Here is a 20,345-nt window from a genome sequence, read left to right on the forward strand (position 1 = left end):
CGGGCCCGAGCCGCATACCGGCGTCGTTCCACTGCCGCCGGGCCCCTTGAGTGTCTAGGCTCGGACGTGACGGCGGTTTCCGGACGCTGTCCGAAGCTTCCGACGCGTGGCGCGTGGGGCCTGACGCCTGACGCCTGCCGATGACTCTCGCAACGGCCGCCGGTCACGGTCCGTCCCCTCCCAGCCGACCCACCAGCCGAAAGGTGTGCACCATGCACCGGGCACTGATCGTCGTGGACGTGCAGAACGACTTCTGCGAAGGCGGCAGCCTCGCCGTCGCGGGCGGCGCCGACGTCGCGGCCGCCATCACCGACCTGGTCGGGGACGCCTCCGCCGGATACCGCCATGTCGTCGCGACCCGGGACACACACATCGATCCGGGCGACCACTTCTCCGCCGATCCGGACTTCCAGCGCTCCTGGCCGCCGCACTGCGTGGCGGGCACCGAGGGCGTGGGCTTCCACCCCAACTTCACCCCCGCCGTCGCCTCGGGCTCCATCGAGGCGGTTTTCGACAAGGGCGCCTACACCGCCGCGTACAGCGGCTTCGAGGGCGCCGACGAGAACGGGGTCCCGCTCGCGGACTGGTTGCGCGAGCGGGACGTGACGGAGGTGGACATCGTCGGCATCGCCACGGATCACTGCGTGCGCGAGACCGCGTTGGACTCCGCGCGGGAGGGCTTCCGTACGCAGGTGCTGCTCGATCTGACCGCGGGGGTCTCCGAGGAGACGGTCCAGCTGGCGCTGGGGGAGCTTCGCGATGCCGGCGTTGAGCTGACCGGTAAGCCCGTGGTTGCTGCCTCCTAGCACTTCCCCCGCGGGTGGCCTTGGCGGAGTCCCGCCGTGGACCTTTCGTCGAGTGCCGACTGCGGGTGCGGTTGTGGCTGATCGCGCAGTTCCCCGCGCCCCTTCGGGGCGCGCGTCCCGTTCGGGCGCGTGGCTACGCGTGGCTGGTCGCGTACGCCACGAAGCCAGCGAAGCGCCCGCGAGAGGCGCAAAAAAGCCAGTCCCGCGCCCCTTCGGGGCGCGTCCCTTTCGGGGTGTGTGCCTTTCGGGGTGCGTGCCCTCGGGGCGCGGGGTTAGGCGGGGGTGACTCTCAGTAGGGCTGCGATTGGGCGCCAGGAGTTGCGGTCGTCGTCGGGGACGGCGCGCCAGACCAGGCCCTCTGGGTGGTGCAGGACTGCCGTGACCTCGTCCGCGGTGGGTGGCTCCGCGTTGCCGCGCAGATAGATCGCACGCAGCCCGAGGTTCCGCAGCCTGGTCAGGGCGCGGGCACGGTTGCCTGCGTGCACCAGCACGCGGACGCGTTGCTCCTCACAGGGTCTGCGTACCGTCGCCTCACGCACCGTGTGCGGTTCGTCCGCGAACGCCGACCAGCGCCGCGAGGCCGGCACCAGCCCGGCGCGGCCCGCCGGGGCTGCCGCGGCGGAGCGGCGGGTACCGGCACCGGGCGCGGCGCCGTGCGGCTCGCGTGGCACCGGAAGCGTCAGCGCGACGATCACGCTGCCGTCCGGAAGCCTGACGAATCCGCCTCCTGACATGATCACCATCTCCCCCGTGAGACTCGTTCGGGTCGGTCGATACGGGGCCACCGCGAGGCAGCCCCACGGTGCATCTAAACGCGATCGAGCGCCGATCGCCAGGGGGTAACGGATGATCATGTTTTGACCTGCAACGATGCAAACAAATTCATACCTGGGTTGCACAGCCGTCGATCATCTGTGCCCAGCGACCCATTTGTGGATCTTCGCGGCTTCCTCACGGTCAGTAGCCGCACTGCTCTGTGGCCCAGTTTCGACCCTTTTGAGCTGTCTATCCTCGGTGGTTGAAGGGCCCGCGATTTTTCATGTCGCCATTGGGCCGACCGCTGGCAACCGTGAAGGTCGCCGCGACCGGTTGCGGAAGCGGAATCTCCAACTCCCCATCAGATAGCGGGTGCGAACATCGGTACGGGGCGCGTGTGCCGCTTGTGAGCCAGCGTTGCGCCCGGCGCCGGACGCGAGCCCCGCGCGACTCGCGCAAGACCCTTCTGCTGTCCGCTAGTTGGGACAGCCGGAGCCATGTGCGCCAGTGCGCCCCCCGTGCAACTAAGGCGTGGGTCAGCTCACGCTTGCCGCGCTTTCCGCCAGGGCATGCCGGACCGTAGAGTCGTTCGATGGCGCCCCGTTTGTACCGAGGCAACGCGTAGCGCACAACGACCTGTTCACACGTTCAGACCGTGCCCACTCCCCCGAGGACGGATCCGCCATGCCGCGTCCGAACCCTGCCCAACTGGCCTACGGCTCGGCCACCGTCGTGTGCTCCACACTCGCCATGCTGCTGCTCTCCGAGACACGTTCAGGCGCCTGGATCGCCGTGATCGCGTTCGCGGCCCTCGCACTTGGCCTGCTGGTGGCACTGACCGCCCCCTCCGCCAAGCCAACACCCAAGCGGCACCGGGTGGTTGCCCGCGCCGACGCCGCTGCCGGCACTCGCTCCCCCACCGCCCGGCCCGAACCCGTGCCGGCCCAGCACGCGGCTTCCGCCGCCCCGGCGCCCGCGGCGACGGCGGGCATGGGAGCCCGCCACTGACGAGCCCGGCGAACGATCGTGGCGCTTCTCCCGGCAACGGCGCCGGGGGAAGCGCTCGCTCATGTCCGCGGCCCCGGGCCGGTTCGTCACTCCGCCGCGACCACCACCGTGCGCGCCGTCTTGTCGTGCAGACACTGCTGATAGGGCTTGTCCCAGGTACAGAAGAGCACGTTCACCAGCCAGAACAGCGAGCCCACGCACGGCACCAGCGGCGGAATCTGGTAGACGGCCGCCCGGAGCCAACCGGGCGCGCCCGCCGGTACGGCACCGTTCTGCAGCATGGCCACCCGGATACGCATCAGCTTCTTGCCGACCGTCTGGCCCGAGTTCGTCAGCATCAGGCCCTCGTAGAGGAAGTAGACGAGGGTGTAACTGAGCTGAGGCCAGTAGCTGATGCCCTCGTCGGTCGAATAACCCCCTTCGACCACGCCCGCGATGATGCCGATCGGAATGGCGATCAGCAGCGCGTCGATGATGCGCGCCAGCAGCCGCTTGCCGCGGGACGCCAGCGGCGCCATCCCTGCCAGGGGGTCCGCGGCACCTTCAGAACCGCCGTAGGGGTTGTCGTACGGGCTCCCGCGACCGCCGCCGTAGCCGCCGCCCGGCGCATCCCCGAAGCCGCCACCCGGCCCGCCGCCCGCGGGAGGTGGCGGAGGATTTCCGTACGGCATGCCAGGACCGCCGGGCGGTGGGGACTCCCGGCCCGGCGGCTCCTGGCCGGGAGGCTCCTGGCCGGGCGCCTGTCCGCCCGCCGCAGGGCGTTCGGGCCCCTGCGGCGGCTGCGGCTCCTGCGGCTTCCGGAACGGGTCGTTCTCCGGCTGCTCCGTGCTCATGGCCCGAGTGCACAGCCCTCGTGGACCCGCCGCATCCGGGGCGGGCTGTTCGGGGTACCCGCTCGCGGGACGGCACTCCTTCGGGCGCCCCGGTCCTCACACTCCGGTCGTCAAGCCTCAGTCGTCTCAGCCGTTACAGCCTGAGCTCGCTGTCTCCCGCGCTGCCCTTGGCGACGAACGTCCCGGCCACCTTGTCGTGCCAGCACTGCCGCCAGGGACGGTCGAACAGGCACCACACGGCGTTGACCAGCCCGATGACCAGCAGTCCCAGCACGCCGTGCACCAGCCAGCGCAGTACGGACTTGCCGAAGGGCGGCTTCCCGTACCCCTCGATGTTCACCACCGAGAGCCCGAACAGCTTCTTGCCGAGCGTGCGGCCCCAACGGGCCGTCGGCAGGACCTCGTAGAGGAGCCCGAAGACGAGCAGTACGCCCACGACCAGGGCCAGATAGCTGCCCGTGGTGCCGTCGATCAGCCACACCCGCTGGGTCACGCCCGCCTGCTCGACCGCCTCGATCTTGGCGTTGATGTGGTCGACCGCCTTGCCCACGAACGGGAACGCGGCACCTGCCCCCACGCCGAGGGTGAGGACCAGATCGACGAGCCGCGCGCCGAGCCGCTTGCCCAGCGCCCCGGGCCGTGCCTCCTGGCGCGCGGCCCGCGCGAACGGGTCGTCGGCGGGCGGCCGCCACGGCGTGACGGCGTCCGGACCGCCGGACTGCGGCTGTGCGGGCAGCCCCGCGGGCTGCGACCAGTTGGGACCGGCCGCCGCCTGCGGCCCGGCGCCGCCCTGCTGGGCCGGCAGCGGCGCCGCCTGCCCGGGCCCTGACGCCGGAGCGAATCCGGCGGGTGGCCCCTGCTCTCCTCGCTGCCCCGGCAGCCCGGCCGGTGCCGCGCCCTGTCCGGCGCCGGCAGCCGGGCGGGACACCTGCGGGCCTGACGCCACCCCGGCGGAAGCGGCCGCTGCCTGTGGCCCGGAGGCCGCACCGCCCGCCGCTGGCGGTGCCGCGGCTCCGCCCGCCCCGGCCGGGCTCTGGTGCGTACCGCCGGGTGCCGCGCTCTGCCCGGGTCCGCCGGTGGCCTGGCCGGGCACGCTCGGGGCGGCCTGGGTGTGGCCCGGGCCCTGCGCGGGGACCGTGCCCGCGGCACTGCGCTGTTCGGGCTGGTCGCCGGGGCGCGCCGGGTGCGTTCCGGTGGCGGAGGGCTGTTCGGGAGCGCTCGGCGCTGTCGGGCCCGGGCCAGAACCGGTTGCCTGGCCCGGGACGCGCGGGCCGGGGGAGCTCTCCGGTGCGGGGGACGACTGGGATGCGGGGGACGACTGGGAGGGGACGCCCGACTGTGGGGCCCGGTCACCGGTGCGGAGCACCTCGGAGCGGCGCAGGCCGACCGTCATCTCGCGACCGCCCTGGCCGGGGAGTTCCCCGGCGCCACCGGCACCGGCCGGTCCGGACTCCGCTGTGCTCGCACCCGTCGGGGTGGCGGACTCGCGTTCCGTACGGCCGGATGTCCGGCCTTCGTTGCCCCAGTCGCCCCGCGGGTCGGCCGCGGGCGGTCCGAATCCGCCCTGCGGCGTCCCGGACGGCTGCCAGCTGGGAGCGGCGGCGGCAGGTCCGGAGGTCCCGGACGACGCGGCAGGCTCCGGACCCGGGACCGACTGCTGGAGGCCCCGGGCGCGGCGCTCGCCACCTTCGCCGTCGCCGTCCTCGTCCAGGAAGACCGGGCCGGTCTCGTCCGAGGAGGAGCGCCGAGGGCTCGGCGGCCCCGCGGGGCCCTCCTGGTCGGCGGTGGCCGGAGGCGCGGGAGCCGTGGCGGGCGAGGACGCCACGGGCGGCGGCGCGGGCATGGGTTCACCCTCACGTGGCTCCGGACGGCTGGTGCCGGGCACCCAGGACGAACCGTTCCAGTAGCGGATGTATCCGGGGATGGACGGATCCGGATAGTACCCGGCACGGGGCACCTCACCATGAGTACCGGAGGGTCCCACAACCCCCAACTCCCCTCACACACGACGCTCTTGACCAGGCCGCTGCTGCGCGGCCTCGTGACCCGCCGCCGGCTGTGCGGCGGGATCCTCCACCTGTCCGAGAAGGACGGTAAGGAGGACAGTAACGAAGAAGACCGCGCAGGGAGGAAGCAGACGGCAGGTAAGCCCGCCTTCGAGCGACCCGGAGCCGCCCGGCGCCCCCGGGCACCCGGCGAACAAATCCGCGGAGCGCCGGTGAAAAACTCCGCGAACCCGTGTAAGAAACAGCGTCCAGCGGTCTCTTCCCCCGTGCGGGTCTCTCGCAGCGGCCCGCGCAGGGGAACAGGGGATCAGAGGAAAGGGCGCACCGTATGCACACCGTCGTCGAACGCGAAGTGGAGGCGAGGCTCGTCCTCGCACCGGAGCGCAGCGTTGCCGTACCGGCACGGCTCAGCTACCGCACGGACGACCCGTATGCCGTCCACATGGCCTTCCATATCCACTCCGAGACCCCCGTCCACTGGACGTTCGCGCGCGAACTGCTGGTGGAGGGGCTGGCCCAGCCGTGCGGGGACGGCGACGTACGGGTGTGGCCGACGTGCGTGGGCGGGCGCAACGTGCTCTGCCTGGCGCTCAGCTCACCGAACGGCGACGCGCTGCTGGAGACGCCCTCCCCTGTGGTGGCGGCCTGGCTGGAGCGGACCCTGCGGGTGGTGCCGCCGGGCAGCGAGCCGGAAGTGCTGGGGCTGGACAAGCAGCTGAGCGAACTACTGGAGCAGTAGAAGTTCTCCGCGAGGTGCATCAAAAAACCCGCGCGCCGTGAACTTTCTTGCCGGACCCGCCATCGAACCCTGCGTACGGTCCGGTACCAACTTCGCAAGGAGAGACATGCGTAAGAAGTTCACGAAGATGGCCCTCGTCGTCGCCGGAGTCGCGGCCTTTTCCGGCATGACCGCCGTGGGCGCCCAGGCGAGCGACGGTCCGGGCAAGCCGGGGGACGGGATTCCGGACGCGACCTACAAGGTCAAGAGCTTTGAGCAGTGCAAGAAGTGGGGCGACAAGCTGACGGACGAGGAGTCGGACAAATACGCCGGCTACGCCTGCTGGCAGGGCGAGAAGGGCCAGTGGTACATCGACCTGATGCTGTGAGCCCTGCGGCGGACGCGCGCGGCGAGCGCCCTGGCCGCCAGTTCCACCAGGCCGGACCGACGGACACCCCGTCGGTCCGGCCATGGCTGTTCAGGGCCGCCACACGGCCCTCAGAAGAGCTTTCCGGGGTTGAGGATCCCGTTCGGGTCGAAGGCGGCTTTGACGGCCCGGTGCAGTTCGAGACTGACCTCGCCCAACTCCGCCGCGAGCCAGTCCTTCTTCAGCACGCCGACACCGTGCTCGCCGGTGATCGTCCCGCCCAGTTTCAGGCCCAACTCCATGATCTCGTCGAAGGACTGGCGGGCGCGGCGGGACTCGTCCTCGTCGGCGGCGTCGAAGCAGACGGTGGGGTGGGTGTTGCCGTCACCCGCGTGCGCGCAGACCCCGATGGTCAGTCCGTACCGCTCGGCGATCCCGGCCGTTCCGTCCAGCATGTCGGCCAGCCGGCTCCGCGGTACGCACACGTCATCGATCATCGAGGTGCCCTTGACCGCTTCCAGTGCTGTCAGCGCGGCGCGGCGTCCCTGGAGCAGCAGTTCGGACTCCGCGGCGTCCTCGGCGGGCACCACCTCGCTCGCGCCCGCCGCCGTGCACAGGTCGCCCACCGCCTTCAGCTCCGGCGCCGGTTCGGGGGTGTCGAAGGCGGCAAGCAGCAGCGCCTCAGTGGTCTCGGGCAGGCCCATCTTCGTCATGTCGTTGACGGCCCGGAGCGTGGTGCGGTCCATCAGCTCCAGCAGCGCGGGCGTGTGGCCCGCCTCCATGATCCGGCACACGGCGTCGCAGGCAGCGGCCGTCGAGGGGAACTCGGCGGCCAGCGCGAGCTGTTGCGGCGGCTCCGCGCGCAGCCCGAGGGTCGCCCGTACGACGATGCCGAGGCTGCCCTCGGAGCCGACGATCAGCCGGGTGAGGTCGTAGCCCGCGACGCCCTTGGCCGTGCGGCGGCCGGTGGACAGCAGCCGTCCGTCGGCGAGGACGACGTCGAGGCCGAGCACGTACTCGGCGGTGACGCCGTACTTCACACAGCACAGGCCGCCGGAGCCGGTGCCGATGTTGCCGCCGATGGTGCACATCTCCCAGCTGGAGGGATCAGGCGGATAGCTCAGCCCGTGCTCGGCCACCGCGCGGGAGAGCCGGGCGTTGATGACGCCCGGCTCCACGACGGCGATCCGGTCGACGGGGTTGATCTCCAGAATGCGGTCCATCCTGGTGAGGGAGAGCAGTACGCAGCCGTCCGTCGCGTTGGCCGCGCCGGACAGGCCCGTGCGGGCGCCCTGCGGGACCACTGGGACCCGCAGGTCGTTCGCCGTCCGCATGGTGTGTTGCACCTGCTCCACATTGCGGGGTACGACGACCGCGGCGGGGGCACCTGCGGGGCAGAAGCTCGCCATGTCGTTGGCGTACGACCGGAGTACGTCCGGGTCCGTCAGCACCGCCTCTGCGGGCAACTCCTCGCGGAGCCGCGCGATGAGCTCGCTCATCCCCTCACCCTGACAGCCCCCCTCCTCACGGGGAAGCCCTCTCGGGCCGGGCCGTGCTGGGCCTTCACGCAATGGAGGCGGTCAGAGGTTGCCGCGCAGGGCTTGCTCCCTCTCGATGGCTTCGAAGAGGGCCTTGAAGTTGCCCTTGCCGAAGCCCATGGAGCCGTGGCGCTCGATGAGCTCGAAGAAGACGGTCGGCCGGTCCTGGACCGGCTTGGTGAAGATTTGCAGGAGGTATCCGTCCTCGTCGCGGTCGACGAGGATCTTCAGCTCGCGCAGGGTCTCCACGGGCACGCGGGTCTCCCCCGCCCACTCCCCCAGCGTGTCGTAGTAGGAGGCCGGCGTGTCCAGGAACTGGACGCCGGCGGCGCGCATACCCCGCACCGTGGCGACGATGTCCCCCGTGGCCAGCGCGATGTGCTGGACACCGGCACCCCCGTAGAACTCCAGATACTCGTCGATCTGGGACTTCTTCTTCGCGATGGCGGGCTCGTTGATCGGGAACTTCACCTTGAGCGTGCCGTCGGCCACGACCTTCGACATCAGTGCCGAATACTCGGTGGCGATGTCGTCCCCGACGAACTCCTTCATGTTCGTGAAGCCCATGACCTTGTTGTAGAACGCGACCCACTCGTTCATCCGGCCGAGCTCGACGTTGCCGACGCAATGGTCGATGGCCTGGAAGAAGCGCCGCTCCGGGGGCTGGACGATTGGGTCCATGGCGACGAAGCCGGGCAGGTAGGGCCCGTCGTAGCCGGTGCGCTCGACGAGGGTGTGGCGGGTCTCGCCGTAGGTGGCGATGGCGGCCCGGAGGACGACGCCGTGCTCGTCCTTGGTCTCGTACGGCTCCTCGATGCCGCGGGCGCCGTGTTCGACGGCGTACGCGTACGCGGCGCGGACGTCCGGAACCTCGATGGCCAGGTCGATGACGCCGTCGCCGTGTGCGGCGACGTGCTCGGCGAGGAAGCGGCCCCAGTCGGTGGTGGGGCGGATGACGGAGGTGAACACGAACCGCGCCGAGCCGGACTCCAGCACGTAGCTGGCCGTCTCCCGGCTGCCGTTCTCCGGGCCGGCGTAGGCCACGGCGCGCATGCCGAAGGCCGTGGAGTAGAAGTGCGCTGCTTGCTTGGCGTTGCCGACGGCGAAGACGACCGCGTCCATCCCCTTGACCGGGAAGGGGTCTGCCTGCCGTGCGGTCTGCGGGGTTGCCGCGTGTGTGGTCTCAGTCATATCCGCAGGGTCGCCCCGGGCGACAAGGTGCGCAATAGTTTGCGTTTCCACTGGGCAGTTTGTTCAGTGGGAAGGGCGATCGGCCGGACGATGTGTGCAAACTGCGCAGCATCCGCCCGCCCTACGACGTCACACACGGAGAGGCAAGCCATGGGCATTGACCGGCTGGACGGACGGCTGCTCGAACTGCTCGCCGAGGAGCCCCGGATCGGGGTGCTGGAGCTGTCGCGGCGGCTCGGTGTCGCCCGCGGGACGGCGCAGGCACGGCTGGACCGGCTCACCTCGGGCGGCGTCATCCGTGGCTTCGGGCCGCAGGTCGACCCGGCGGCGCTGGGTTATCCGGTCACCGCGTTCGCGACGCTGGAGATCAGGCAGGGCCAGGGCCCGGACGTACGGGCGCATCTGGCGACGGTGCCCGAGGTGCTGGAGCTGCACACGACCACCGGCAGCGGCGACATGCTCTGCCGTCTGGTGGCCCGCTCGAACGCCGACCTCCAGCGGGTGATCGACCGGGTCGTCGGCATCGAGGGCATCGTCCGCGCCTCCACGGCCATCGTCATGGAGAATCCGGTGCCGCTGCGCATCGTGCCGCTGGTACGGCAGGCCGCCGACGACAGTGGTACGGGGTGACCCCCGGCAGGGTCAGCAGCTGGGGACCTTGCCGTCCGTGCGGATCTCCTCGAGGGCGTCCAGCGAGCCCTTCAGCGAGCTGACCGGTACCAGCCGCAGCCCGGAGGGCAGTTGTGCGTTCGCCTCGCCGCACTGAGTCCGGGGGAGGAGGAAGAAGGTGGCCCCGTCCCGGCGGGCGGCCTGGGTCTTGAGCGGTACACCGCCGACGGCCCCCACCTTCCCGTTCGCGTCGATGGTGCCGGTCCCGGCGACAGTACGGCCGCCGGTCAGTCCCCCGCCCGCGCCGTCGCCGTCCAGCTTGTCGATGATGCCGAGCGCGAAGAACAGCCCGGCACTCGGGCCGCCGACATCCCCCAGCCGCAGCCGTACGCGCAGGTCCTTCGGTGAGCGGTGCAGCTGGCGCAGCGCGGCGGTGACGGCCTTGTGCTGCGAGTCCTTCATCTCCTTGGTGATGCGCTTCTCGGCGTCCTCGGTGTCCCCGCCACCCGGGTACACGGCCTCGCGGGGCATCACGGCCCGGTCCTCGCGGAACCAGGAGCGCACCACGTCGGGCAGCCGCACGGTGGTCTCGGGCCGGGTCGCGGCGATGGTGACGGACAGCAGCCGTCCCTTGTCGCTCCGCTGCGTCTTGGCGCCCTCGATGGCGATCACCGGCTTGCCGTCAGTGCGGCCGAGCACGTTTGCCGTCTCGCCGGGCTGGGTGAGCGAGAACGGCAGCGGGGCGAACAGCGCCACGACGAGCAGCAGGACGACGGGCAGTGCGCAGAGCGCGAGCGTACGGCGGCGGGTACGGCGCGGGCCGTCGGTCCCTGGGGCGCGGGTGCTGGATGCGGACACCCCCGCAATCTATCGACCGCGGTGCGGGGCCGTACGAAGACCCCGACTCCCGGCCCCTACGTACGGTCCGCGGGGCACCCTTTCAACGCAGTGCGCCGGCATCACCGCAGTCCACCGGCGTCACCGCAGTGCGCCGGCGTCACCGCAGTGCGCCGGCGTCATCGCAGTGCGTCGGCGACCTCGGTGGCGGCGCGGACCACCCGGTGGCCGACCTGTTCCGGCACCGTCTCGGCGAGCATCACCACGCCCACACTGCCCTCGATCCCGCTCACGCCCAGCACCGGGGCCGCGGCACCGCTGGCGCCCGCCTCCAACTCACCGTGGGTGAGCACGAACCCGGGCCCGCGCTCACTGTCGGGGCCCCGTCCGGCGAGTATCGCCCGGCCCGCGGCCCCCCGGTCGAGGGGGTGCCGGAACCCCGTACGGTAGGCGACGTGGTAGTCGGTCCAGCTCGGCTCGACCACCGCGACGGCCAGCGCCTCGGTGCCGTCGACGAGGGTGAGGTGCGCGGTGGCGCCCACGTCCTCGGCCAGCGAGCGCAGCGCGGGCAGCGCGGCCTCCCGGACCAGGGGATGGACCTGCCGCCCCAGGCGCAGGACGCCGAGCCCGACCCGGGCCCGGCCGCCGAGGTCGCGACGCACGAGGGCGTGCTGCTCCAGGGTGGCGAGCAATCGGTAGACCACGGTCCGGTTGACCCCGAGCTTGTTGGACAGCTCGGTGACGGTGAGACCGTGGTCCGTGTCGGCCAGCAGTTTGAGGACTCGCAGCCCTCGGTCGAGCGTCTGAGAAGTCTCCGCGGTCACGGCGGCCCCTCCCTCGGGTGAGTGACGGCAGCCGCGGGTGAACGGAGTGATACGGATCGCCACGGGCCGTGTGTCCGGGAAACCTAGCGAGCAGCACCGCTGACCGGAAGAGGCTGTCCAGAATCCGGTCTCGGGACAGTCACGTTCGCCACAAAAGTCCCGAAAATTCGCACTCCTGCCGCCGAAGGCGGAATTCCTTTCCGCCGCAAACGGCGAAAACGCGGGGCGCGATTACTTCATCCGCCTGGCCCACTCACGCACTTTGGCAATACGAGCCTCGATCTGGCTCGCAGTCGCCTCCGCGCTGGGCGGCCCTCCGCACACCCGCCGCAGCTCGTTGTGCACGACCCCGTGCGGCTTGCCGCTCTGATGGACGTAGGCACCGACCAGGCTGTTGAGCTGCTTGCGTTTCTCCAGCAGTTCCTTGTGGGTGACCACGGGACGCCTGTCGGCGGGCATCTCCAGCAGGTCGGCCTCGCTGTCCGGCTTCTTCCTGCTGTGCGCGATCTGCCGGGCCTGCCGTTTCTGGAGCAACAGCTGCACCTGGTCGGGCTCCAGCAGTCCGGGGATGCCGAGGTAGTCCTGCTCCTCCTCGCTGCCGGGGTGTGCCTGCATTCCGAACTCGGCGCCGTCGTACATCACCCGGTCGAAGACCGCGTCCGACTCCAGCGCCTCGAAGGGCAGCTGGTCCTGCTCCCCGGTGTCCTCGTCCTTTTCCTGCTCGGCCTCCTTGAGCAGGTCCGCCTCTTCGGCGTACGGGTCGTCCTCGTCGCCCTTCTTGGGCTTGTCGAGGACGTGGTCGCGCTCGACCTCCATCTCGTTGGCGAAGGTCAGCAGCGTGGGGATGGTCGGCAGGAAGACGGAGGCGGTCTCCCCGCGCCGCCGGGAGCGGACGAAGCGGCCGACGGCCTGCGCGAAGAACAGCGGCGTGGAGACGGTGGTCGCGTACACCCCGACGGCCAGCCGGGGCACGTCCACGCCCTCGGAGACCATCCGGACGGCGACCATCCAGCGCCCGTCGTTGTGCCGGAAGTCCTCGATGCGCTGCGAGGCGCCGGTGTCGTCGGAGAGGACGACGGTCGGCCCGGTGCCGGTGATCTCGCGGAGCAGTTTGGCGTAGGCGCGGGCCGAGTCCTGGTCGGAGGCGATGACCAGGCCGCCCGCGTCGTGCACCGATTTGCGGACCTCCGTCAGCCGGTGGTCGGCGGCACGCAGTACGGCGGGCATCCATTCGCCGCGTGGATCGAGCGCGGTGCGCCACGCCTGGGAGATGGCGTCCTTGGTCATCGGCTCGCCGAGCTTTGCCTCGATCTCGTCCCCGGCCTTGGTGCGCCAGCGCATGTTGCCGCTGTAGGAGAGGAAGATGACCGGCCGCACCACGCCGTTGGCGAGCGCGTCGCCGTATCCGTAGGTGTAGTCGGCTACGGACCGCCGGATGCCCTCGCCGTCCTCGGCGTATTCCACGAACGGGATGGGGTTGGTGTCGGAGCGGAACGGCGTACCGGTCAGCGCGAGGCGCCGGGTGGCGGGCTCGAACGCCTCCTGACACGCCTCGCCCCAGGAGCGGCTGTCGCCGGCGTGGTGGATCTCGTCCAGGATGACGAGGGTCTTGCGCTGTTCCACCCGGTTGCGGTGCAGCATCGGCCGTACGCCCACGCCCGCGTAGGTGACGGCGACCCCGTGGTACTCCTTGCTCAGGGGGCCCGCGCTGTAGTCCGGGTCCAGCTTGATCCCCACCCGGGCCGCCGCCTCGGCCCACTGCTTCTTCAGATGTTCGGTCGGCGCGACGACGGTGACCTGCTGCACGACGTGGTGGTGCAGCAGCCACGAGGCCAGGGTGAGGGCGAACGTCGTCTTGCCCGCACCCGGCGTCGCGACGGCGAGGAAGTCGCGCGGCTGCCGCTCCAGGTACGCGTCCATCGCCGCCTGCTGCCAGGCCCGCAGCTTGCTGGCCGTACCCCAGGGGGCACGGCCGGGGAAGGCGGGCGACAGGTGGTGGTTGCTGCTGGGGGTGGTGGGAGTGGTAGTCACGGTCTCCGGTACGACGGGGTCAGGTACGGCGACGGCCGACCGCGGTCGGCGGCCGGCCAGGCAACAGCCCCGGCAACCCTACCGGTGGCCCCGCGCGTCCGGATCAGCCCCGGGGACGTCCCCGGGGCACTGTGACCAACCTCCCGTCAGCTCTGGGGTCGTGTGCGTCCGAAGCGGTCGGGGTCGCCGCTGTCCCATTGGAACGTCAGCTTCTGACCGCCCTCGCTGAGTACGGCCCGCCCGTTCTCGGGCTTGCCCCCGCAACTGCTGCTGATCTGCATACTGCTGTTGATCGTCCCGGAGCAGCTCTTGCCGCCGCTGGCCGCCGCGGTGACGGTGAAGGAGGTTCCGTTGATGGTCATGGTGATTGGCTTGCCCCGGATGAGGAACGGGTAGTACCAGCTTCCCTGCACGCCGGCGGGCGCCGCGGCACCGCCGCCGCCGGTGGATCCCGAGCCGGTGCTGCGCCGGGGAGCGGGCGCCTTGGTGGTCGGCCTGGCGCTGCTGGGCTTCGGCTTGACCGAGGGCTTTGCCGAGGGGCTCGCGGATTTGGAAGGCCGAGTGCTGGGCGAGGCAGTGTTCTTCTTGGGGCTCGCGCTCTCGCTGCTCTCCTGCTTCGGCTTGTCGGCCGCTCCTGGATTCTTGCCGTCTTCCCCGCCGCCGCAGCCGGTCAGTATGAGGGCCAGCGCCGCGACGGCGCCGGCGACGAGTGAAGTTCTTCCCCGCACGAGAATTCCTGTCATATCTGGTGGCCGCCCCGGAAAAGGAAGCGGCCGCTCACTAGTGAATTGATTCGGGAGTTTGCCACAGCAGACATGGCAAAACCATCGCCTCGGAATGTTTTCTCGGGATCATTTCTACTGAACTGCGGGTGAGGAAAAGCGGAGCAGGGGAACAGCCGACCTTGAACCGATGGCCCGTCGGCCACGTACTGACGAGGGTCACCGCGGGTTCACCTTGTTCCCGCCTTGAGGACAACCCTTCGCCCGCCTCGTAGGTCTCATGGGCGTAAGGCCATCGCACCGGTCCCGATCCGTCCCCGCAGGCCCAACGTCCGCTCACCACAAGGCCGCTGAGGACCGGAGCGCGACATACAGGAGGATGAGTGCGTCACCACGCAAAAGCCACCCCCACCATCACCGCGACCGCCACGGCCGCCCGCGTCATCGGAGTGACCGCCGTGTTGCTGGCCGGTTCCACCTTCGCCGCCGCACAGGCGAACGCGGAGACAACGGGCAGGACCACGGCCTCCGGCGCCGCCGCGGTATCCGGCAAGGCCGCCGCGGCCCCGAAGGCCGACTTCGACGGGGACGGGTACGCCGACACCGTCGCGGGCGCGCCCAAGGCCACCGTCGCGGGCAAGCAGTACGCGGGCTACCTGACCGTGGCATACGGCTCCGCGAAGGGAGCGAGCACCACGCACCGGCAGCTCTTCAGCGCCAACTCCGCAGGGGTGCCCGGCGATCCGGAGTCCTCCGGCAGCTTCGGCGGCAGTACGGCCGCCCGCGACTTCGACGGCGACGGCGTGTCCGACCTCGCCGTCAGCAGCAACAAGGGCGTCGTCGTGCTGTGGGGCGAGAAGGGCAAGGGCCTCACCAGCGCCACGCAGCTGACCGAGGGCGGCCATGACGGTGACCTCGTCGCGGGGGACTTCAACGGCGACAAGAAGCCCGACCTCGCCCTGGGCAGCGGCGACTTCGACGACAAGGGCGTGAAGGTGCTGTACGGCGGCTTCACCCGGGACGGCAAGGCCGCCAAGGTCGCCGAGTACTCGACCGGGCACGACTTCGGGCCGACGTCGCTGACCGCGGGCGACATCACGGGCGACGGCATCGACGACGTCGTCACCACGCACGCGTTCGAGGAGATGTCCGAGAGCAGCGAGTTCTTCAAGGGCACCAAGGACGGACTCGCCGAGAAGCCGGGGCGTGTGCCCGACGCGGAGAGCGGCGTCATCGCGGACGTCGACAAGGACGGCTTCGGCGACCTGGTGATCCGCACCGTGCCGGGCGGCGTCGTGGAGAACCTGCCCTACGACCACGGCACCCTGAAGGTCCTCTACGGCTCGGCCGAGGGCCCCGGCGCCAAGCGGACCGCAACGCTCACGCAGAACAGCGCGGGCGTGCCCGGCACCAACGAGGAGGGTGACGAGTTCGGCAAGGCGCTCACCGCCGGCGATGTCAACGGTGACGGCTACGCGGACATCGCCGTCGGCGTGCCCGGCGAGGACGTCGGCAGCGGCGCAGGCGGTAAGGACACCGGCGCCGTCGTCCAGCTCCTCGGCGGCAAGAACGGGCTGACCGGCACCGGTGCGAAGAATTGGGACCAGGGGAGTGCGGGCGTGCCCGGCGCCGTCGAGGCGAAGGATGCCTTCGGCTCCGCGCTGGCCATGGGTGACACCGACAAGGACGGGCGGGACGATCTGGCCGTCGGTGCGCCCGGTGAGGATGGCGGCAGCGCCGCCGTCGACGCCGGTGCGGTGTGGGTGCTGCGGGGTGCCTCCGGCGGTCTGACGGCTGAGGGAGTTGTCTCGTACGGGCCCAAGACGCTGGGCGCTCCGGAGAAGGGGTCCCAGCTGGGGAGCAGCTTCACGCGCTGAGCGCGTTTCGGCGGAGCCCGTCGGGGTCGGCGCCGTTGTGGTGGAGGGATCCACCATGACGGCGCCGCTCTTTTTCGGACCCGCCGTTTCTTTTTCGGACCCGCCGTTGGAGCTTCGCGAACTTCCCGCGTACGGGTGCATTGTGGTTGCTCGCGCAGTTCCCCGCGCCCCTTCAGGGCGCGGTATCGCCACCCAACTCGGCGGTATAGACCTGAATCTGATGGCCCATCAAGTTATAGGTATGGTCAACTGCGGGTTATCTGAAGGTCGTTGTCATGTCCGAACCACATGAGTACTGTGACGCCCCAGGCGCCTGAGCTCCATCCCCCCACCACAGGAGCAGTCATGCCTTCACGTATGCATGTTCGCAGGTCAAGCAAGCGCACCAAGGCCACTGTCGCCATCGGCCTCGGCACCGTTCTCGCCTCCGGCGCACTGTTCGCCGGAGTCCAGTCGGCGACGGCTGGACCGAGCGAGGCCCCGTCGATGAACGAGTCCTTCGACGCGGCCGCCGAGAAGTACGACGTACCGCGGGACGTACTGGCCGCCGTCGGCTACAGCGAGACGCACTTCGACGGCCACAACGGCGAGCCCAGCCAGGCGCACGGCTTCGGCGTGATGCACCTGGTCAGCAACCCCTCCCAGCACACGCTCGAGCAGGCGGCCAAGATCACCGGCAAGTCCGCATCGGAGCTGCGCAAGGACACCGATGCCAACATCCACGGCGGTGCCGCAGTGCTGCGCGCCTACGCCGACAAGCTCGGGCTGAGCGCGGCCGAGCGCAACGACGTGGACAAGTGGTACCCGGCCGTCGCCGACTACAGCGGCGCCAAGGGCGGCACGGCGCGGATGTACGCCGACAGCGTCTACGAGTTCCTGGAAGAGGGCGTCCGCGGCACCTCACCGGACGGTGAGGACATAAAGGTCGGCAGCCGCAACGTCCACCCGGACAAGAGCAAGGTGAGCACGGCCGGGGTGGACGCGAAGGCCCCGGGCTACCCCGACGCGAAATGGGTGCCGGCCCACAGCGCCAACTACCGCAAGGGCCGCAGCGCGAAGATCGACAAGATCGTCGTCCATGTGACGCAGGGCTCGTACGCGGGCACCATCAACTGGTTCCAGAACCCGGACGCCAAGGTCAGCGCCCACTATGTGGTGCGTTCCAAGGACGGCGAGGTCACCCAGATGGTGAAGAACGTGGACACCGCGTACCACGTCGGGAACGCGAACCCCTCCACGCTGGGCATCGAGCACGAGGGCTACGTCGACGATCCCTCCTGGTTCACCGACTCGATGTACCGCTCCTCGGCGAAGCTGACCCGCCACCTGGCCAAGCTGCACGGCATCCCGCTCGACAGGAAGCACATAGTCGGCCACGTCGAGGTTCCCGGGAACGACCACACCGACCCCGGGAAGCACTGGAACTGGAAGAAATACATGGATCTGGTCAAGGGCTGATACCCCGAAGGTCGTGAGCACCTCATGACCTAGGACCAACGGCCGAGCCGTCTCAGCAACCACGGTAGGTGTCGCCCATCACGGGTGGCGCTTACCGTGGTTGTCATGGCAGCGACCGGGACCCCCCAGCCCGAAAGACCGCCGGCGCTCCGCGCCGAGTCCGTGCTCAGCAGCGCGTACCGGCCGCTGACGTTCGGCATCGTCTCCGTCGTCCTCCTCATAGCCTTCGAGGCGACCGCTGTCGGTACGGCCATGCCACTGGCCGCCGACGAGCTGGACGGCATCTCCCTCTACGCGTACGCCTTCTCCGCGTTCTTCACCACCTCCGTGGTCGGCATGGTCACCTCGGGGCAGTGGTGCGACCGGGGAGGACCGCTGCCCCCGCTGGCCACCGGCATCGTGCTGTTCGCCGGTGGCCTGGTGCTGTCCGGCACCGCCATGGCCATGTGGGTCTTCGTGCTGGGCCGCGCCGTGCAGGGCATCGGCGGCGGGCTGGTGATCGTCGCGCTGTATGTCACCGTCAGCCGCGCCTTTCCCGAACGGCTGCGGCCCACCGTGATGGCCGCGTTCGCCGCGTCCTGGGTGGTGCCCTCCATCGTCGGCCCGCTGATCTCCGGCACCGTCACCGAACATCTCGGCTGGCGCTGGGTGTTCCTCGGGATACCGGTGCTCGTGGTGCTGCCGCTGCTGGTGATGCTGCCGCCGCTCAAGCGCCGGGCCTCCGGGCCGCCGGAGGGCGCCGCCGCACCCGGGACCGGGGACAAGAGCGGGCGGCGCATCCGGCTCGCGGTCGCCGTCGCGCTGGGCGCGGGACTGCTCCAGTACGCCGGCCAGGACCTGCGCTGGTTCGCGCTGCTGCCCGCCGCAGCCGGGGTCGCGCTGCTGGCCTTCGCGCTGCGGGTACTGCTCCCCCGCGGGACCGTACGGGCAGCGCGCGGACTGCCCGCCGTCGTGCTGCTGCGTGGCATGGCGGCCGGCTCCTACGTCGTCGCCGAGAGCTTCGTCCCGCTGATGCTGGTGACCCAGCGCGGGCTGTCGGTCACCATGGCGGGGCTCACCCTCGCCGCCGGGGGCGCGACATGGGCGCTGGGCTCCTTCACCCAGTCGCGGACCCGGTTCGAGCCGCACCGCGAACGGCTCGTCCAGACCGGCATGGCGCTGGTCGCCTTCGCCATCTGCTGCACGCCACTGGTGCTGGTGGAGTCGGTACCCGTGTGGACGCTCGCCCTGGCAATGGCCGTCGGCTGCTTCGGTATGGGCCTGACCATCTCCTCGCTGAGCGTGCTGCTGCTCGGGCTCTCGGCGCCCGAGGAGGCCGGGCGCAACTCCGCTGCCCTCCAGTTGAGCGACGGGCTGTCCAACGTGCTGCTGCTCACCCTGACCGGTGCCCTCTTCGCCGCCCTCGGCGGCGGCTCCGTAACCGTCACCGGGGCCGACGGCGGGACCGGGGAGGCGGGCCTCGGCCCGGACGGCGCGCAGCCGGCGGCGTTCACGGCCGTGTACGCCGCCTCGGCCGTCGTCGCGGTCGCGGGCGTATGGGTGGCGGGACGGCTGCGTCCGCGGGGGCGCGGGCGCAGTGATTTGGCGGCGGCAAGGGCGTATCCGGCGGATCTTGACCCGTCCCTCCCGGGTTCTGGTTAGGGGGTGCTGCCCGACGCCCGCAGGCTGCGGGTTCGTTGTGGCTGATCGCTCCCCCAAGTTCTCGGCTTCGCTCGAACAGGGGGGACCCCCATCGCGGCGGAGCCGCATATGAACACAGCCCCGCGCCCCTGCGGGGCGCAGTGATCCAAAAGTGGCGCGGCGGCGACTGACACGTAGCCCCAAAATCTGCTTATGGTTCTGCCATGTTCGACTCGCGGCACATCCAGACCTTCCACGAAGTGGTGCGAGCCGGCTCCTACTCCGCCGCGGCCCGCGCCCTGGGCTACACCCAGCCCGCGATCACCCAGCAGATGAAGGCCCTGGAACGGTCCGTCGGTACCCCGCTGTTCATCCGCGTCGGCCGCCGGATGCGGCTCACCGAGGCCGGGGAGGCGCTGGCCCGGCACTCCGAGGTGATCCTGGAGAGCATCAGTACGGCCCGGCAGCAGATGGAGTCCCTCACCAGGCTGCAGGCCGGAAAGGTCACCGTCTGCGCATTCCCCAGCGCGGGCGCCACCCTGGTGCCCGAGGCCCTCGCCGAGCTGGCCGCCGCGCACCTCGGCATCCGGGTCGAGCTCCAGGAGGACGAACCGCCCGAGTCGCTGCGCCGGGTGGTGCGCGGCGAGTGCGACATCACCCTCGCCTTCACCTACCCGGGCCTGCGCGAACAGGTGCCCGAGGAGCTGGTGGAGATTCCGCTGCTGGAGGACCAGCTCACCGTGCTGCTGCCGACCGGGCACCCGATGGCACGGCGCCGCGCCGTGCGGCTGCAGGAACTGGCGGACGAACGCTGGATCGCGGGCTGCCTGCGCTGCCGGGCCAACTTCCTGCACGAGTGCGCCGAGTTGGGCTTCGCCCCCGAGATCGCCTTCACCACCGACGACAACCTGGTGGTGCAGAGCCTGGTCGCGGAGGGGCTGGGCGTCGCCATGGTGCCGGGCCTGGTCCTCTCCTTCCTCGTCCACAAGAAGGTGACGGGGCGCGCCCTGGACCCCGCCTCCCGCCGCCAGGTCTCGGCGTACGTACTCCGCGAGCACCTGGAGATACCGGCGACCGCCCGCGTCCTGGAGGCGCTGCGCGCGGCGGCGGAGCGCCGCGTGGGCTGCTGAGAGCGTCCCCCACC

17 protein-coding genes and 1 pseudogene are annotated in these 20,345 nt (G+C 70.8%); 9 read left to right on the forward strand and 9 right to left on the reverse strand.

Annotation, left to right across the window (positions count from 1 at the left end; genetic code table 11):
* The first annotated feature begins 212 nt into the window (after positions 1-212).
* Positions 213-806, forward strand: a complete 594-nt coding sequence (locus tag ACTWQF_RS16010) for an isochorismatase family protein (protein ID WP_443280049.1) — start codon at positions 213-215, stop codon at positions 804-806.
* Positions 807-1,078: 272 nt separating this feature from the next.
* On the opposite strand, the gene ACTWQF_RS16015 is transcribed toward ACTWQF_RS16010, so the two are convergent.
* Positions 1,079-1,549, reverse strand: coding sequence for a hypothetical protein (locus tag ACTWQF_RS16015; protein ID WP_443280050.1), 471 nt, complete (start codon positions 1,547-1,549; stop codon positions 1,079-1,081).
* A gap of 697 nt (positions 1,550-2,246) precedes the next feature.
* On the opposite strand from ACTWQF_RS16015, the gene ACTWQF_RS16020 reads away from it, so the two are divergent.
* Positions 2,247-2,570 carry a hypothetical protein gene (locus tag ACTWQF_RS16020; RefSeq protein ID WP_443280051.1) on the forward strand — a complete coding sequence of 108 codons (324 nt, stop codon included), beginning with the start codon at positions 2,247-2,249 and terminating at the stop codon, positions 2,568-2,570.
* Positions 2,571-2,656: 86 nt separating this feature from the next.
* On the opposite strand, the gene ACTWQF_RS16025 is transcribed toward ACTWQF_RS16020, so the two are convergent.
* The gene (locus ACTWQF_RS16025) at positions 2,657-3,403 is read right to left on the reverse strand and encodes an RDD family protein (RefSeq protein ID WP_443280052.1); all 747 of its coding nucleotides are present in this window, start codon (positions 3,401-3,403) and stop codon (positions 2,657-2,659) included.
* 133 nt (positions 3,404-3,536) lie between these two features.
* On the reverse strand, positions 3,537-5,387 hold the full coding sequence (locus tag ACTWQF_RS16030) for an RDD family protein (protein ID WP_443280053.1): 1,851 nt from the start codon (positions 5,385-5,387) through the stop codon (positions 3,537-3,539).
* Between the two features lie 350 nt (positions 5,388-5,737).
* Here ACTWQF_RS16030 and ACTWQF_RS16035 point away from each other — a divergent pair, with 350 nt between their 5' ends.
* On the forward strand, positions 5,738-6,148 hold the full coding sequence (locus ACTWQF_RS16035; protein ID WP_443280054.1) for an SsgA family sporulation/cell division regulator: 411 nt from the start codon (positions 5,738-5,740) through the stop codon (positions 6,146-6,148).
* A 106-nt stretch (positions 6,149-6,254) separates the two neighbouring features.
* Complete coding sequence (locus ACTWQF_RS16040) at positions 6,255-6,515, forward strand: hypothetical protein (protein WP_443280055.1); 261 nt, start codon at positions 6,255-6,257, stop codon at positions 6,513-6,515.
* A 110-nt stretch (positions 6,516-6,625) separates the two neighbouring features.
* Here the strand turns inward: ACTWQF_RS16040 and ACTWQF_RS16045 are convergent, their stop codons facing one another.
* Both ACTWQF_RS16045 and hppD read right to left on the reverse strand, forming a co-directional pair.
* Positions 6,626-7,993, reverse strand: coding sequence for an FAD-binding oxidoreductase (locus ACTWQF_RS16045; protein WP_443280056.1), 1,368 nt, complete (start codon positions 7,991-7,993; stop codon positions 6,626-6,628).
* An 81-nt stretch (positions 7,994-8,074) separates the two neighbouring features.
* A complete protein-coding gene (hppD, locus tag ACTWQF_RS16050) occupies positions 8,075-9,223 on the reverse strand; it encodes a 4-hydroxyphenylpyruvate dioxygenase (RefSeq protein ID WP_443280057.1) in 1,149 nt (382 codons plus the stop codon).
* Between the two features lie 150 nt (positions 9,224-9,373).
* On the opposite strand from hppD, the gene ACTWQF_RS16055 reads away from it, so the two are divergent.
* A complete protein-coding gene (locus tag ACTWQF_RS16055) occupies positions 9,374-9,853 on the forward strand; it encodes an Lrp/AsnC family transcriptional regulator (RefSeq protein ID WP_443280058.1) in 480 nt (159 codons plus the stop codon).
* A gap of 12 nt (positions 9,854-9,865) precedes the next feature.
* On the opposite strand, the gene ACTWQF_RS16060 is transcribed toward ACTWQF_RS16055, so the two are convergent.
* From ACTWQF_RS16060 to ACTWQF_RS16075, 4 genes are all read right to left on the reverse strand, one after another.
* Positions 9,866-10,690: a S16 family serine protease gene (locus ACTWQF_RS16060; protein WP_443280059.1), complete on the reverse strand. Its 825-nt coding sequence runs from the start codon at positions 10,688-10,690 to the stop codon at positions 9,866-9,868.
* 158 nt (positions 10,691-10,848) lie between these two features.
* Complete coding sequence (locus ACTWQF_RS16065) at positions 10,849-11,493, reverse strand: IclR family transcriptional regulator (protein WP_443280060.1); 645 nt, start codon at positions 11,491-11,493, stop codon at positions 10,849-10,851.
* 231 nt (positions 11,494-11,724) lie between these two features.
* Positions 11,725-13,524, reverse strand: a complete 1,800-nt coding sequence (locus ACTWQF_RS16070; RefSeq protein ID WP_443280061.1) for a DEAD/DEAH box helicase — start codon at positions 13,522-13,524, stop codon at positions 11,725-11,727.
* A gap of 146 nt (positions 13,525-13,670) precedes the next feature.
* Positions 13,671-14,252, reverse strand: coding sequence for a hypothetical protein (locus ACTWQF_RS16075; RefSeq protein WP_443280062.1), 582 nt, complete (start codon positions 14,250-14,252; stop codon positions 13,671-13,673).
* Positions 14,253-14,629: 377 nt separating this feature from the next.
* Between ACTWQF_RS16075 and ACTWQF_RS16080 the strand changes: the two genes are divergently transcribed.
* The 4 genes and pseudogenes from ACTWQF_RS16080 (at position 14,630) to ACTWQF_RS16095 (ending at position 20,331) form a co-directional block, all read left to right on the forward strand.
* Entirely contained in the window at positions 14,630-16,123 is a 1,494-nt protein-coding gene (locus tag ACTWQF_RS16080) for an FG-GAP and VCBS repeat-containing protein (RefSeq protein ID WP_443280063.1), read from the forward strand.
* A gap of 345 nt (positions 16,124-16,468) precedes the next feature.
* Positions 16,469-17,578: pseudogene (locus ACTWQF_RS16085) on the forward strand (N-acetylmuramoyl-L-alanine amidase); the annotation flags it as partial.
* Between the two features lie 108 nt (positions 17,579-17,686).
* Positions 17,687-19,222 (forward strand): MFS transporter, encoded by a 1,536-nt coding sequence (locus ACTWQF_RS16090; RefSeq protein WP_443280064.1) that lies wholly within the window; start codon positions 17,687-17,689, stop codon positions 19,220-19,222.
* Between the two features lie 203 nt (positions 19,223-19,425).
* Positions 19,426-20,331, forward strand: coding sequence for a LysR family transcriptional regulator (locus tag ACTWQF_RS16095; RefSeq protein ID WP_443280065.1), 906 nt, complete (start codon positions 19,426-19,428; stop codon positions 20,329-20,331).
* Positions 20,332-20,345 lie beyond the last annotated feature (14 nt).

It is taken from the genome of Streptomyces sp. 8N114 (assembly GCF_052245835.1).
Classification (GTDB): Bacteria; Actinomycetota; Actinomycetes; order Streptomycetales; family Streptomycetaceae; genus Streptomyces.

Coding starts and splice junctions, on each gene's coding strand:
- ACTWQF_RS16010 (WP_443280049.1), top strand. CDS start 213: ATGCACCGGGCACTGATCGTCGTGGACGTGCAGAACGACTTCTGCGAA.
- ACTWQF_RS16015 (WP_443280050.1), bottom strand. CDS start 1,549: ATGGTGATCATGTCAGGAGGCGGATTCGTCAGGCTTCCGGACGGCAGC.
- ACTWQF_RS16020 (WP_443280051.1), top strand. CDS start 2,247: ATGCCGCGTCCGAACCCTGCCCAACTGGCCTACGGCTCGGCCACCGTC.
- ACTWQF_RS16025 (WP_443280052.1), bottom strand. CDS start 3,403: ATGAGCACGGAGCAGCCGGAGAACGACCCGTTCCGGAAGCCGCAGGAG.
- ACTWQF_RS16035 (WP_443280054.1), top strand. CDS start 5,738: ATGCACACCGTCGTCGAACGCGAAGTGGAGGCGAGGCTCGTCCTCGCA.
- ACTWQF_RS16040 (WP_443280055.1), top strand. CDS start 6,255: ATGCGTAAGAAGTTCACGAAGATGGCCCTCGTCGTCGCCGGAGTCGCG.
- ACTWQF_RS16045 (WP_443280056.1), bottom strand. CDS start 7,993: ATGAGCGAGCTCATCGCGCGGCTCCGCGAGGAGTTGCCCGCAGAGGCG.
- hppD (WP_443280057.1), bottom strand. CDS start 9,223: ATGACTGAGACCACACACGCGGCAACCCCGCAGACCGCACGGCAGGCA.
- ACTWQF_RS16055 (WP_443280058.1), top strand. CDS start 9,374: ATGGGCATTGACCGGCTGGACGGACGGCTGCTCGAACTGCTCGCCGAG.
- ACTWQF_RS16090 (WP_443280064.1), top strand. CDS start 17,687: ATGGCAGCGACCGGGACCCCCCAGCCCGAAAGACCGCCGGCGCTCCGC.
- ACTWQF_RS16095 (WP_443280065.1), top strand. CDS start 19,426: ATGTTCGACTCGCGGCACATCCAGACCTTCCACGAAGTGGTGCGAGCC.